Source organism: Simiduia curdlanivorans (assembly GCF_030409605.1).
GTDB classification, from domain to species: domain Bacteria; phylum Pseudomonadota; class Gammaproteobacteria; order Pseudomonadales; family Cellvibrionaceae; genus Simiduia; species Simiduia curdlanivorans.
The window spans coordinates 235,466-249,631 of record NZ_JAUFQG010000004.1 but is presented as its reverse complement, the minus strand read 5'-3'; the positions used below and the strand labels follow the sequence as shown (position 1 = coordinate 249,631).

The window sequence follows — 14,166 nt, the reverse complement described above, 5'->3', positions numbered from 1 at the left end:
GCTATGAAAACCCTAATTGTTGCTGCCAGCCAGCGCCAAGACTCTCAATCCTCTCGTCTCGCCGGTATCGTCAATAGCCGTTATTTTGAGGGTGCCGCTGACCTGCTGCACATGGCGGATAAGCCTTTGCCCGAGTGGGATGGCACCGGCTTCGAGCGCGACGACGTAAAGTCGGTTAAAGCCCGCGTCGAGGCCGCCGATGCCTTAGTGATAGTGGTGCCCGAGTGGAATGGCATGGCGCCGTCTGCGATCAAAAATTTCTTTTTGTGGAATGGCTTAACCGAGCTGGCACACAAGCCGGCGCTGTTGATCGCGGTTTCCGCCAGTGCCGGGGGCGCCTATGTGATCAACGAAATGCGCACGAGTAGCTATAAAAATTCCCGGCTCCTGTATTTGCCCGAGCATCTGATTTACCGCAACGCCGGGGATCTGTGGCAGAGCGAGGAGCCCACCAAGAGCGATAGTTATTTAGCGGCACGCACCGAATACGCGGTCAATTTGTTGAAGGCCTATGCGGAGGCCATGAAGCCAGTGCGCAAGTTAGCGCTAGCGACTATGGGTGATTTCACCAACGGTATGTCTTAAGTCGCAACTTTACATAAACATCAATAAGGCTAAGAGAAAATGATGAATCAGTTTATGGGTAAATTATTAGCGTTATGCTTAATGGCATTACCGGCTTTGGTTATGGCCAAGGATTTTAGCGCGGAAGCAAAAAAACTTGTGCAAAAATATCCTATTGTCGATGGTCACATCGATGTGCCTTACCGCTTACAGGAAGAATGGCAGGATGTCACCCAAGCCACGGCCGGAGGAGATTTTGATTATCCGCGCGCCCGTGCTGGTGGTTTAGATGCGCCCTTTATGTCGATCTATATTCCCGCCGCTAAAGAGGGCAAGGGAGCCAAAGCGCTAGCAGATGTATTGATTGATCAAGTTGAGGCCATCGTTTATCGCGCCCCCGATAAGTTTGCCATCGCGCGCACAGCCGCCGATATTCGCAATAACCATAAGGCGGGCAAGATCTCGCTGCCCATGGGTATCGAAAATGGTGCCGCCATCGAAGGCGATTTGAAAAATGTTCAGCACTTTTACAACCGCGGCATTCGCTACATTACCTTGACCCATTCTAAAGCTAACCATATTTCCGACTCATCCTACGACAAGACGAAAATATGGGAAGGCCTGAGCCCCTTTGGTGTGCAATTGGTTAAAGAGATGAATCGCGTGGGTATTATGGTGGATGTTTCCCATGTCTCCGACGCCGCTTTTTATCAAGCTATTAAAGTGTCGCAAGTGCCCGTTATTGCCTCGCACTCATCTTTGCGTCATTTCACCCCAGGCCTTGAGCGCAATGTGGATGACAAGATGCTGAAGGCGCTGGCGAAAAACGGCGGCGTTATTATGATTAACTTCGGCAGTTATTTTTTAACGGATAAGGCCGTGCAGTGGAGTCATAAAGAAGACGAAGCGAAGAAGGCCTTTGAGGCACTCCAGGGTGGAAACCTAACCGCAGCGGCGGCGAAGCAATTTGAAGACACGTATAAAGCACGTTTTCCCTACCCCTTCGCAAGTACCAGCGATGTTGCTGATCACATAGACTATGCCGTCAAGCTTGTCGGTGTTGATCATGTCGGTTTGGGCTCGGACTACGATGGCGTTGGCGATTCACTACCCAACGGGTTAAAAGATGTATCGACTTTCCCCGTGTTGGTCGCAGAGCTCTTAAGGCGAGGTTATAAGGAGGCCGACATCGCTAAAATTTTGGGTGGCAATGTGTTGCGGGTGATGGAGTCTGTAGAGCGTTTTGCCGCGCAGCAAGCTAAATCTTAAGGCCGGTGAGCACTATGGCGCCACAGCAACTGACTAATAGCTTGCGCTTGGTTTTAGCGGCGAGTCTATTTTGTTTGGCCTTTGCCCTAGCTTATTTTGCTTGGCAGGTGCGACAAGTGGTTACCGCCGTGCAGCTATTGGAACCTTATTTGCCGGCTTTGCTAGAGGAGTCAGAGCGCTGGCGGGGTGAGGTTAACAAGAGCGTTACGCTAGCCGAGACAGAAGTGCCCAAGGTGCTGGCGTCATGGCAATCGACGCAAACTTATTTGAATGAGTCTACCCCCGCCACCCTAGAAGAGGTGGCGGCAATGCGGCAAAGCTTGGATAAACAATTGCCCTTGGTGTTGGCGCAGGTTCAAGCGCTGGACGCGCAATTGCCCAAGGTGCTCGCCGAAGTTGCCGCCGTGCGGGCCGCTATTCCCGCTGTGCTCGATTCGATTCCGCCGGTACTAGCAGAAAGCCAAGCCTTGCGGCAAGAAGTGCCGCTGATGTTGACACAAGCTGAAAATTTAGTAGATAAAGCCGGTGTTGCCGGTAAAAAGGCCTCTGAGGGCGCGATCAAAGGCATGTTTAGCGGCGTGCTCAAAATGCCCTTTGATTTATTACTTGGCGCCAGTGAATTGTTGATTGGTGGTGAGAAGTTAACCGACGCCGATATCGCGGCGATCACTCAGACGGCGGATAGCGTGTTGGCCCGGCGTCAGCTTGGGTTGGCAGAAAGTTACCAAGTAAAAACTGGCCTGTCCGGCACTGTCACGCTGGAGTCGTGGTTCCAAGAAAATAACCAGCAGTGCGCGAAGCTGAGTGTCTTCGGCGAGCGGAAAAATAAAAATGGCAATAGGATTCTGTTCTCTGCCTGCCCCGACGGTAAGCAAGGTTGGCATTACCAATTGCTTTAACGAGACTCGAGAAAGAAAAATGAAAACATTAATGCTGTGTTTTGCCGCTGGTGCCATAGGCGCATTAGCGAATAGTTTGACCGTTTGGGCGTTTGGTCATTTTGGTATTAGCCAAAATATGGGCGTATCCATTGCACCGGCGTTAACGGCGCATTGGATCTATCCTCGTGTCGTTTGGGGCGGTTTATGGGGCTTTCTATTTGCCTTGCCCCTGTTGAATAGCCAGCCAATGACCAAGGCGCTTTTACTCAGCCTCTTTCCCACGGCTTTTCAGTTGTTTGTGGTATTTCCCTACTTTGCCGGCAAGGGTATTGCCGGCATGAGTTTGGGGTATTTAACGCCGGTGTTAGTACTATTCTTCAACTGGGTTTGGGCGCTCGTAACGGTGATGAGTTTACGTTTGGCTCGTTAGTTTTCTTGCCAAATAGCCATGACATAATCGATCAGCGCTTGGTCTTTTAGTACGCCGGTGTGGGAGCCCTCAAAGCCCCGCACTGCGCCAGCCTTTTCTTGAATAGGTTGGTGCAGTTGGCTCGCAATTTCTATCACACTATCGCTACTCTCGCCGGCAAGATAGGCGATGACGAGGTGATGTTTAAGATCTTTTGGCAGCGGAGATATTGGCAGCTGCTGTAGAAATTGACTGCTAGGCGCCATGTCATTCCACACCGGCATAACCACTGGCGAGTAGTCTACGCCGCCCTGGGCGCTGGCATGACCACCAAAGGGCGAGGCGATAGTGGTGTAGCTTGCCCATGGCGAACAGCTCGCGGCCGCGCCACATAAACCGAGGTATTCGCGCGTCACTAGGCCGCCCATACTGTGCGCAACAAGATGCGCGCGTTTGGGCTTATAGCGAATAAAAATTTCTGTCATCAAGCTTTCAAGCCCTTGCGCAACATTTTTCAGCGCTAGCCCTGAAGGATAGAAGAAAACCCATGCTTGGTACTTTGAATGATCGAGCTGGTTGATGAAGGAGGAAAACTCCGACGGGTTGCCAGCGATACCATGGACAAAAAGCACCGGTTCTTTGGCTGCGGAATATTCGCCTAAAAAGTAAATGCCTGCCTTGCCGGCTAAGATAAATTCAGCGGGTCGCCACATACCCTGCGAGGCGCTTTCTTGGTTAAAAATTGGATTGCTGAGCTTTGTCACCTTGGCTTTTTGTAACGGGATGGATTGTTGTTGTGTGGAAAGAAGGTTGCCTAGGGCATAGGTAGGCGCTTGTTGCTGCACATTTTTTAGGTCTATCTGCAGAGGGCGAGAGCTAGCATCCTGCTCGATAGCGTCGAGTGCTAGCCAAGCGTAGCTTTCACCTTTGTCATAGGTGAAGTTTTGATTGCGGTCGGCAAAGAGGAAGGCGCGATTGTCTTGACGCGGTACTTTAAAATCAAACACCTCACCTATTTTAGCAATGCTATAGCGACTCAATGCCGCGCTATCCGCGTTTGACAGCACGGCGATCATGATGGCGCAATCTGGGCAATCTTTACTGCTAACCACACCCTTGATACTGATATAGTCTCGGTCTATGGTCTCGATGTTTTGCTTAAGTCCGATGAAGTTGCCGCAAGCGCTTAGTGTAAGGCTTAAGCCGACCAAGGCAATTTTTCTTAGCTGATTGTTCATACAATATGCTTCCTTGTGTATGTTTTCATGATTGCTCTAATTATTTTTTAACAGCGTCGAGCCAAACCGCTCGCGTTGGAAACTTTGACAGAATGTATTGTTTTGCCTGATGACTTTTCCGGCAATGATAACGTGGCTGACAACGCCATCGGACCGGTTCACCAGCTGCTCATGTTGAAAGGCATCTCGATAGATACGCTGGGTATTGGCATCGCTGTTGTAACTTAAGAGTTGCTCAGGGTCGATTAAAATACAATCAGCCCTGTCGCCGATGTTGAGCGTGCCGGCATTGACTTTAAATACCTTGGCCGGATCGCGGGTTAAGCGCTTAACCATGTAGGCCAGATCTTGCTCACCGCCTAATGCCGCCAGTTGTAGGGCGCGCAAGTTGCCGTCGTAGAAAGCCATGTTGTTTAGGTGTGCGCCGCAGTCGTTAAAACCGGGTAACAGTTTTGGGTGCATGATGAGCGCCCGCACTGTGTCGATATCGCGATTGGCCGATACCGTATACCAACTAAGGTCCGTGTCAAAACTGCGCAGTATTTGCAAGATAAAATCGGCTTCGTCGCGCACCTGTGCGAAGTCTTTGCGAATTAAAGCCAAACTCGCGTCTTCGCTAAGGTAATCTAAGGTGCCGTTGTTCACGAGCAGCACCAATTCGAATATTTGCTGCAAATTTTTTCCCTGCCACTGGGTTAGTGGGCAGCGATCTATGGTCATATCGGCCAAACAGCGGTTAAAGGCGTAATCCTCTAGGCGCAGCAATCTTTTTACCCGCGCGATGTTGAACCCGGATTTCCCTTTTAACCACATGGTTTTAAATTGGCTGATGAACGCTTCGTCATTGAGTAGCGCGAGGCGCTCCGCGCGTGCCTCCAGATCGGGCTCATTGAGCCGGCGCAGTTCGGGAATTTCTTCGGCTAAGGGTGTGATAGGGCCGTCGGCCCACACTTTAAAGGGCGCTGCGAGCGCCTGCAGGTGAAAGTCGCCCGCTAATAATCTTGAGTTAAAAGCCCAGGCTAGGGTTTTGGCTAGTTTTACAATGTTGCGATTCGCCTGTACATCCAGAGCGGCAACCACTGTGGTGGTCAGTGCTTTACCGTGCAGCTTGGCGCTGGTGAGTAGAAAATTTTTTATGGTATCGATTGGGCTGTCTTTCGGCGGCGTGGCTTGCCAGACGCCATTTTTTTCTCGCACCACTTGAGTGAGCGCTTTTAATTCGCTGTAGGGGGCAAATTGGGTCGGAATGGTTTTGTGGGTGTTGGGTTGATTGGCGAGGTAGTGAAACGGAAGGCCGTCAGTAGATAGGCCGACAAAACCGGCGTCGAGGGCATCGGTCAGTATCGATTGCATCTGCGCCAATTCTTCGGCGCTGGCGTCGCGTTCGACACTGGCGTCGAAGCCCATCACTTCAATGCGCAACATAGAGTGGGGTAGCAGCGCTACGATGTTTGGCCCTAGAGCGAGGGTGTCTAAGTGCGCTAAATACTCGCGCGGTGTTTGCCAAGTGGCTTTATCGGCGCAAGCGGACAGTACAGGTTTGGGAATGTTTTCAACCCGGGCAAAGCAATCGACGATAGGGTCTTTGCCATCGCGTCGCTGAGCACCGAAGGCGAGGCCTAGGCTGCAATTGGCCACCACCACGGTGGTGGTGCCGTGGCGGACAGATTCAGGTAAGCCCGGCGCTAGCTCGACTTCCAAATCATAGTGGGTGTGGATATCGAGTAGGCCGGGCATGAGCCATTGACCGTCGGCGTCTATCACGCTGCTTGCCGATTGTCTGTCTAGGTTTGAGCCTATGGCAGCAACCCTGCCCGCTTCAATGGCGAGGTCGGTGATGTAGCCGGCCTGGCCCGAGCCGTCGAAGAATTTGGCGTTACGTATGAGTAAATCCCAGTGCTGCGTCATGGCGAGTCTTATTGTTGAGTTGCTTGGATGATAAGTGCATCCTAGGCGCTCATTTGCCAATAGACAATACGATGGACAGCGATCAGTGGTATGCCAGTGGTGAGCAAGTACAGTTGCTTGGCCATCAGATTTTCTATCGCCAGAGCGGCAATAGTAGGACACCGAGTTTAGTGCTTATTCATGGTTTTCCAACCTCTAGTTGGGATTGGGCGAGCTTATGGCCGGCATTGGAACAGCGCTATCATCTAATTGCCTTGGATCTATTGGGCTTTGGCCACAGCGATAAGCCGCGCCAGCATCAATACGCCTTGCTCGAGCAAGCCAGCATTGTCGAGGCATTGTTAAAGCACTTGGATATTAACGAGTGCCACTTACTCGCCCACGATTATGGCGATTCGGTGGTTCAGGAGCTTTTAGCCCGTCAGCAACTTCAACAGGCAAAGGTTGTTTATCGCTCGGCTTGTTTTCTCAACGGTGGTCTATTTCCCGAGACTCATCGTACCTTATTGATTCAAAAACTATTGCTCGGCCCGTTCGGCTGGTTAGTAAATCGCTGCAGCGGGAGAGGCCAGTTTAAGCGCAGTTTCGTCAAAGTATTTGCCCATGCCACAAGACCAAGTGATGAGGTATTGGATCAATTTTGGAACAACCTGTGCTATGGCGGTGGGCAATCCCAGCTGTACCGGTTGATGCGTTATATTACCGACCGCAGAGTGAATCGCCAGCGCTGGTTGGCGCCCTTGCAGCACTCGCCGATACCCTTGGCACTTATTAATGGCTCGGTCGATCCCGTGTCAGGTGCGCATTTAGTACAGCGCTATAAATATTTGGCCTGTCGATTAGACTTTTTATCGGAATTAGCGGACGTTGGCCACTACCCGCAGCTGGAAGCGCCGCAACGTGTGCTGGATGCGTTTTTTGCGTTTCACGATCAAATTGAACTTTAACTATCGTTTTTTTATTGGGATGCAGTTGTGAAATACTTTTCTATCGTTTGTTTATTGGCATTACCGTGTTTTGCCTTGGCTCAATCTTTTGCGCCGAAAGCGTCGGGTTTGGCGGGCGACATGCTGTTAGGGGTGGCGGTGTTGGGGCAGCAGTCTTTGGTGTCGGCCAATGACAATAGTGAGGCGAAACTCACCAGCTTAAACGACAAGGCAGAGTCGACCCAACGTGTCATGCCCGCGCTTATGGGCAATGTTACCTACACCTTTGATGGATTGAGCGATCAAGTTTACGCCGGTGTCAGCCGCTCCAACGCCGCCCAAGGCCGGTTCAGCGGTGAGCTTGGCTACAAACATTTTTTTGACAATCAATCGACATTGATACTCGCTTATATTCCCAGCCTTATCCCCGAAGATATTTGGCGCGACCCCTACCTTGTGGGTGCAGATAGGCGCAAGACCAAGCAGACGTTAAACGCTGTGCGCGGCAAATTGGAACGCATTGGCGGCACCGGTTTTGGTATAGAGCTAGGCTATGGCCAGCTGGACGTGGATGATGAGCGCAGCGGCTCGAGTGTTTCAGCCGAGCAACAAGCGTTATTGCGCCGCAACGCCACTTATACTTATTCAGCACTGGAATTTTTCTTGCCCTTATCTCGAGCGACGTTTATCACGCCGTCGCTTTATTATTTTGATCGCGACGCCGATGGCGACGCCAACAGTTACGGTGCTATTGGTTTTGAAGTCAATGCGACCCATCGCAGGGGGCGGCATACTTTTGTCGGCAATATTGGTTTTGAGCAATATGATCATCAAACAGCCAACCCTATTTTTGGTCAGGCGCAAGCCGATGATCGGGTGAAATTATTCGTTGGCTATTTCTTTGCCACACCCTTTGGTTGGCAGGATACCGCATTTAGCGTGATTGCCAGCCGTCACCAGCGCGATAGTAACATTGGCTTTTTTGATGAAACCGGTTCGGTGTTTGCAACCGGCTTGAATTATGCCTTCTAACGCCCTTACACCGACCAATCTCCATATGGATTTGTCGGTTAAGGTTGTTATAGATAGCCAAGCACAGCCTTGGATTGCCAGCGCCCAACCAGAGGTGCGGCGCAAGCCCTTAGCGCGGCAGGGGCGAGAGGGCGGTCATGCCACGAGTATTGTGCAGTATCGGGCCGGCGCGAGCTTTCCGGCCCACAATCATCCGGGCGGTGAAGAAATTTTTGTGCTCGAAGGCACCTTTTCCGATGAAAACGGTGACTATCCTGCCGGCACTTATTTACGCAATCCACCTAACACACGACACGCACCGTTTAGCAAAGACGGCTGCCTGTTGTTTGTAAAGCTACACCAGTTTCAACCGGATGATCTAACCCCTTTGGTGCTGAATACCCATCAACAAAGCTGGCGCCAAGGTTACGGTAATTTGGAAGTCATGCCCTTACACCAATGTGGAACAGAAAATGTAGCCCTGGTTAAATGGCCCGCCGGTGAAGTGTTTCAACCTCATACGCATTTCGGTGGCGAAGAAATATTGGTGCTTTCGGGCATTTTTCGCGATGAGCACGGCAGTTATCCTACCGGCACCTGGATACGCAGCCCCCACCTCAGCAGTCACACACCTTTTGTGGATCTAGACACCGTGATTTGGGTTAAAACCGGGCATTTATAATGAGCGCCTTTAACTATGTTCGCCTTCAGCGATGCCATTTACGGCGTCAACCAATGAGAAATGAATATGCGTCACTCTAAGCACGATGTCGAACCGGGCCAGATCAGTTGGACAACCTTAAAGACGCTGGTGCCTTATTTGTTGGAGCATCGATTGCGTATTGGCTTGGCCTTGGCATTTCTCATCGGCGCCAAATTAGCCAGTGTGGGCTTGCCCTTTATCTTAAAATATCTGGTTGATGATTTATCCGCGGCCGGCGATGCCGCCTCGGTTTTAGCTTTGCCCTTAGGCCTATTGTTGGCCTATGGCGCTGTGCGTTTGGCAAATGTGTTATTCGGCGAACTGCGCGACACCTTGTTTGGCCGGGTCACCGAGCGAGCGATGCGCCGCATTGGTTTGCAAGTGTTCGAGCACTTACATCATTTAGATTTGGCGTTTCACCTCGATAGGCGCACCGGTGGTTTGTCGCGCGATATCGAGCGCGGCAATGCGGGCATTAGCTTTCTGCTTCGTTTTATGGTGTTCAACATTGTGCCTACCCTATTGGAAGTGGGCATGGTTATTGTCATTCTCTTGATCAACTACGATGTCGGCTTCGCCTTGATCACCTTGGTTTCTATTGTCGCTTATGTCGCCTACTCCATTTGGGCCACCGAGTGGCGAACCGGTTTTATCCGCCAGGCGAACAAGGCGGAGTCTGCAAGCAGTGCGCGGGCCGTGGATAGCTTGTTGAATTTTGAAACCGTTAAGTACTTTGGCAATGAGCGCTATGAAGCTAAGTGCTACGACACAGAGCTAGCCGCGTGGGAGCAGGCGCGACGCAGTAATCGATTAAGTTTGTTTGCACTCAATGGTGGTCAGGCGTTTATTGTGGCTGGCGCCATGACGGCGATGATGGTGTTAGCCGCGGTTAATGTGAGAGCGGGGGCGATGACCATTGGTGATTTTGTCTTGGTGAATGCCTTCATGATGCAAATATTTATGCCGCTCAATTTTTTGGGTTTCGTCTATCGCGAGATGAAGGGTGCTTTTGCCAGCATCGAGCATATGTTTGAACTTTTGAAGCTGAAACCAAAAGTGATTGATGCGGAGGATGCGCAGCCCTTGACAGTGGCTGCCGGCCGCCTTGTCTTTGACAAGGTGTGCTTTTCTTACAGCCCCGAAAGACCCATTCTGCGAGATTTAAGTTTCGTGGTGGAGCCGAAACAAAAGGTCGCCATTGTCGGCGCCAGCGGTGCCGGTAAATCGACGCTGTTTAAATTATTATTCCGTTTCTACGAACGCAACTCGGGCTTGATCAGCATCGACGGTCAAGATATTGCAACGGTGACCCAAGCCTCCCTGCGTGCGGCATTGGGTGTGGTGCCGCAGGATACGGTGCTATTCAATGGCTCCATCGTGGACAATATTCGCTATGGGCGCATCGGTGCGTCAGACCAGGACATACAAGAGGCGATAGCGTTATCCCATCTGCAACCCTTCATCGAACAGTTGCCCCAGGGCTGGGATACGCTTGTTGGCGAGCGAGGCTTAAAGCTCTCGGGTGGCGAAAAGCAGCGTGTGGCCATTGCGCGCACGTTATTAAAGCGGCCGCCTATTTGGATTTTTGATGAAGCGACTTCTTCCTTAGATAGCCACGCGGAAAAGTCCATATTATCCGCAATCGATAGGGTATCCACCGATCATACGGCGCTGGTGATTGCGCATCGCTTATCGACAGTGGTCAACGCCGATAAAATCATCGTGCTGGATAAGGGCGCGGTGGTTGAGCAGGGCGACCATTTAACGCTGCTTGCCTTGGGCGGGCAGTATGCGCGGTTATGGCAAGCGCAGCAGGCGGGGGTTTAATAAAAATCACTCAAAAGCCCAGGCTGTTGGGCTTTTGAGTGTGAGGGTGTTGACGCCTACAATTGCGCGCTTAAATTTGCTTGTGCGAGTACCACCTTGGCGGGTTGGCTTTGGTAAAACACCAAGTCTTCCGGCGCGATGGGTTGATGGGTAAGCGCACTGAGCTCCTTTGCAATGCGTGCGCGTTGTTTGGCGGACACTTGCTTATCTGTTGTTTCCAGGTCGAGCTGGGTTAATTTTTTCGTGTGCTTTTCAACCGCAGAAGTACCGCCTGGCGGCAAATAAATGGCGCCGGTGGTGATGTCAACCGCAAAGGCCACAACACCGGGTAAGATACCGAACAGCAAGCCAGCGGCATCGAGAATAACAACGGTTGGGTCTACGTCACCGCTGTTTTGGCCGACTCGCTCTGGGTATAAAAAATACCCGCAAGCGCTGAGGTTTATGGCGAGAGCGAGGGCAATGAGGCGCGCAACTTTTTTCATAGTGAACCTTTTAGCTGTGTGAATACCTAGTGGCTGTGTGAAGATCTAACTGTGTTTATATCGTTTGCCGATGTCAGTTTGCTGGATTTTAAACTGGGGCGATGAGAAGCGGGTCGTGTTTTGCATGTCCTCACCGCTCTATCGCCTATATTATCCGGCGTTTAACCTTTGGTTAGATACCGGATTCAACATGGGCGCGAAGCGTTTTAACGCCGGACTCGGTACCGAGCAATAATAGATCCGCTGGGCGATGCGCAAACAAGCCATTGGTGACAACCCCGACAATTTGGTTGATAGCCAGCTCGACGCTTAGGGCATCGGCAATGTGCAGGTTGTGCACATCCAAAATTTCATTGCCATTGTCGGTAATCACGCCTTTGCGATAGACCGGATCGCCGCCGAGCTTTACCAGTTCGCGGGCAACGTGCGAGCGCGACATGGGAATTACTTCTACCGGTAGCGGGAAGGCGCCGAGGGTTTCCACCCACTTGGAGCCATCGGCGATACAGACAAACTCATCGGCCACCGCGGCGACGATTTTTTCCCGGGTTAAAGCGGCGCCGCCGCCTTTGATTAAGTGCAGTTGCGGGTTGGTTTCATCGGCGCCGTCGACGTAAACGCAGATATGATCGACCGCGTTGAGGTCGTAAACCACAACACCCTTTTGCCGCAACCGCTCGGCTGAAGCCTCTGAACTGGCAACCGCGCCATCGAACAGGCCTTTGATTTCGGCCAAATAATCGATGAAAAAGTTAGCGGTAGAGCCAGTGCCTACGCCGACGATACTGTTGCTTTCCAGCTTGGGTTTGATGTAATCCACCGCAGCACGCGCTACGGCTTGTTTGAGTTGATCTTGGTTCATACGGGCTTCCCATGTCGAATGGGTGGATTATAACGTGGTTAAGGGGTGATGGCGCCTCCGAAATTGTTTACCATGGCGCATTGCCAGATTTTATTGCGTGGCTTCCTCAAAATACGCCAAATATTTCCGAGAACGACTTTTTACCATGCCCGAAACCTATATAAAACGCATATTGAATGCTCGCATCTACGATGTGGCTGTTGAAACGCCCTTGGATGATGCGCGTGGTATGAGCACGCGGCTGGGAAATCGTGTGTTATTCAAGCGCGAAGATCTTCAGCCGGTTTTCTCTTTTAAAATTCGTGGCGCCTACAACAAGCTGCTACAGCTTTCACAAGCGGAAAGAGATGCGGGTGTGGTGGCTGCCTCGGCCGGTAATCATGCACAGGGCCTCGCCTTGGGTGCCCAAAAAATGGGGATTAAGGCCACTATTGTGATGCCGCGCACCACGCCGGCGATTAAAGTGGATGCGGTGCGCGCGCGCGGTGCGAAAGTGGTTTTGCATGGCGACGCCTTCGACGAGGCATCGGCTTTCGCGCAGAAATTGGTGCAAGAAAAGGGCATGACCTATGTGCCGCCCTACGACGACCCAGATGTTATCGCCGGGCAGGGCACCATTGGCTTAGAAATTTTACGCCAGTGCACGGGGCCGATAGACGCCATTTTCCTGCCCGTAGGCGGAGGCGGTTTGTGTGCCGGGGTGGCGGCTTACATTAAATATGTGCGCCCAGATATTAAGATCATCGCCGTGGAGCCCGAGGATGCCGCCTGCCTTAAAGCCGCTATGGAGAAGGGCAAGCGCGTGGTGCTACCGCAAGTGGGGCTGTTTGCCGATGGCGTGGCGGTGGCGCAAATAGGCAAAGAGCCGTTTCGGATATTGCGCAAAACCGTAGACAGCTGCATGACTGTTAGCACCGATGAAATCTGTGCCGCGATCAAGGATATCTTTGAAGATACCCGCTCTATTGCCGAGCCGGCCGGCGCCTTAGCGCTGGCGGGCATGAAAAAATACGTGGCCGAGCAAGGGTTGAAGGACAATACGCTGGTGGCCATCGTGAGTGGCGCCAACACCAATTTCGATCGCCTGCGCTATATCTCCGAGCGCACCGAAATTGGTGAAAAGCGCGAGGCGATTTTAGCGGTGACCATTCCCGAAAAGCCCGGCGCCTACAAGCAGTTTTGCAAAGCCATCGGCAAGCGCAATATCACTGAATTTAACTATCGCTATGGCGACAAAAGCGCGGCGCGTATTTTTGTTGGCGTGGCCGTGAGTACCGACCCGCAGGACCGCATAGATTTGGTGGAGGATCTTAGCAAGCTGGGTTATCCCGTGGCCGATATGACCGATAACGAGATGGCTAAGCTGCATATTCGCCATATGGTGGGGGGCAAGGCGCCGCACGTGGAGCACGAGCGGGTGCTGCGCTTCGAGTTCCCGGAGCGGCCTGGGGCGCTGTATAACTTCCTGACCAAGGTGGCGGGGCGCTGGAATATCACACTGTTTCACTATCGCAATCACGGCGCTGCCTACGGGCGGGTGCTGGTTGGCATGGAGATACCGCCGGCCGAGTTCTCGGCCATGAGGGGGTTTTTAGATGAGCTGGGCTATCCCTACTGGGATGAAACCCAAAATCCCGCTTATACGTTTTTTCTTGGCTCAAATGGTCTTTAAGTAAGTGCTAACTCACCTGTGACCGCATTCACACTTAGGTGTATTGCCACTTTAGTGTGAGAAACACTCGGTGTAGTATAAAAATTCACAGATCTTGCAGTAAGGTCTTGGGGTTTTTAGATGTTTACGGTATAAAGACGACCTCTGACTGTTTTATGGTCAGTTTGTTTTGTGCTAACAGTGTTAACTATTAAAAAGAAAGGTGATGTCATGAAAGCCGACGTGCTGACAATCACCGCATTAGTGTTTGCCCTCGGGGTATTGGTTACGGGTCTCACCAACAGCAGTTTGTTTGAGCAAGAGCCAGAGACGCCCACCGCGCTGATGCAAGGTGTCGCGACTCGCTAAGGATAGCACCCCAGCCCCATACGCTGGTGTGGTAAAGGTGTAGAAAAATAGATGTACGAAAAA

The 14,166-nt window shown here is 51.8% G+C and carries 14 protein-coding genes; 10 read left to right on the top strand and 4 right to left on the bottom strand.

The window, feature by feature from the left end; translation table 11 throughout:
- Window positions 1-3 precede the first annotated feature (3 nt).
- From QWY82_RS01415 to QWY82_RS01400, 4 genes are read left to right on the top strand one after another with little or no spacing between them, the layout of a single operon-like run.
- Window positions 4-585: an NADPH-dependent FMN reductase gene (locus QWY82_RS01415; protein ID WP_290259343.1), complete on the top strand. Its 582-nt coding sequence runs from the start codon at window positions 4-6 to the stop codon at window positions 583-585.
- Window positions 586-624: 39 nt separating this feature from the next.
- Window positions 625-1,833, top strand: a complete 1,209-nt coding sequence (locus QWY82_RS01410; RefSeq protein WP_290259342.1) for a dipeptidase — start codon at window positions 625-627, stop codon at window positions 1,831-1,833.
- A 14-nt stretch (window positions 1,834-1,847) separates the two neighbouring features.
- Entirely contained in the window at window positions 1,848-2,732 is an 885-nt protein-coding gene (locus tag QWY82_RS01405) for a hypothetical protein (protein ID WP_290259341.1), read from the top strand.
- Window positions 2,733-2,751: 19 nt separating this feature from the next.
- Window positions 2,752-3,144 (top strand): hypothetical protein, encoded by a 393-nt coding sequence (locus tag QWY82_RS01400; RefSeq protein ID WP_290259340.1) that lies wholly within the window; start codon window positions 2,752-2,754, stop codon window positions 3,142-3,144.
- Here QWY82_RS01400 and QWY82_RS01395 read toward each other — a convergent pair.
- Entirely contained in the window at window positions 3,141-4,361 is a 1,221-nt protein-coding gene (locus tag QWY82_RS01395) for a lipase family alpha/beta hydrolase (protein ID WP_290259339.1), read from the bottom strand. The two genes, QWY82_RS01400 and QWY82_RS01395, sit on opposite strands and share 4 nt — an antisense overlap.
- A 36-nt stretch (window positions 4,362-4,397) precedes the next feature.
- Window positions 4,398-6,269, bottom strand: a complete 1,872-nt coding sequence (locus QWY82_RS01390) for an N-acyl-D-amino-acid deacylase family protein (protein ID WP_290259338.1) — start codon at window positions 6,267-6,269, stop codon at window positions 4,398-4,400.
- 71 nt (window positions 6,270-6,340) lie between these two features.
- On the opposite strand from QWY82_RS01390, the gene QWY82_RS01385 reads away from it, so the two are divergent.
- The 4 genes from QWY82_RS01385 to QWY82_RS01370 all read left to right on the top strand — a co-directional run bounded on the left by QWY82_RS01385 (window position 6,341) and on the right by QWY82_RS01370 (window position 10,736).
- Entirely contained in the window at window positions 6,341-7,216 is an 876-nt protein-coding gene (locus tag QWY82_RS01385; RefSeq protein WP_290259337.1) for an alpha/beta fold hydrolase, read from the top strand.
- A gap of 27 nt (window positions 7,217-7,243) precedes the next feature.
- Window positions 7,244-8,227 carry a DUF2860 family protein gene (locus tag QWY82_RS01380; RefSeq protein WP_290259335.1) on the top strand — a complete coding sequence of 328 codons (984 nt, stop codon included), beginning with the start codon at window positions 7,244-7,246 and terminating at the stop codon, window positions 8,225-8,227.
- The gene (locus tag QWY82_RS01375) at window positions 8,217-8,888 is read left to right on the top strand and encodes a cupin domain-containing protein (protein WP_290259333.1); all 672 of its coding nucleotides are present in this window, start codon (window positions 8,217-8,219) and stop codon (window positions 8,886-8,888) included. The genes QWY82_RS01380 and QWY82_RS01375 overlap by 11 nt, the downstream gene beginning before the upstream one ends.
- Before the next feature lie 66 nt (window positions 8,889-8,954).
- Window positions 8,955-10,736, top strand: a complete 1,782-nt coding sequence (locus QWY82_RS01370) for an ABCB family ABC transporter ATP-binding protein/permease (protein WP_290259332.1) — start codon at window positions 8,955-8,957, stop codon at window positions 10,734-10,736.
- 56 nt (window positions 10,737-10,792) lie between these two features.
- On the opposite strand, the gene QWY82_RS01365 is transcribed toward QWY82_RS01370, so the two are convergent.
- Window positions 10,793-11,221, bottom strand: coding sequence for a hypothetical protein (locus QWY82_RS01365; RefSeq protein ID WP_290259330.1), 429 nt, complete (start codon window positions 11,219-11,221; stop codon window positions 10,793-10,795).
- A gap of 172 nt (window positions 11,222-11,393) precedes the next feature.
- On the bottom strand, window positions 11,394-12,083 hold the full coding sequence (rpiA, locus tag QWY82_RS01360; protein WP_290259329.1) for a ribose-5-phosphate isomerase RpiA: 690 nt from the start codon (window positions 12,081-12,083) through the stop codon (window positions 11,394-11,396).
- A 145-nt stretch (window positions 12,084-12,228) separates the two neighbouring features.
- Here rpiA and ilvA point away from each other — a divergent pair, with 145 nt between their 5' ends.
- Both ilvA and QWY82_RS01350 read left to right on the top strand, forming a co-directional pair.
- Window positions 12,229-13,755: a threonine ammonia-lyase, biosynthetic gene (gene ilvA, locus QWY82_RS01355; protein ID WP_290259327.1), complete on the top strand. Its 1,527-nt coding sequence runs from the start codon at window positions 12,229-12,231 to the stop codon at window positions 13,753-13,755.
- Window positions 13,756-13,965: 210 nt separating this feature from the next.
- Complete coding sequence (locus QWY82_RS01350; RefSeq protein ID WP_290259326.1) at window positions 13,966-14,103, top strand: hypothetical protein; 138 nt, start codon at window positions 13,966-13,968, stop codon at window positions 14,101-14,103.
- Window positions 14,104-14,166 lie beyond the last annotated feature (63 nt).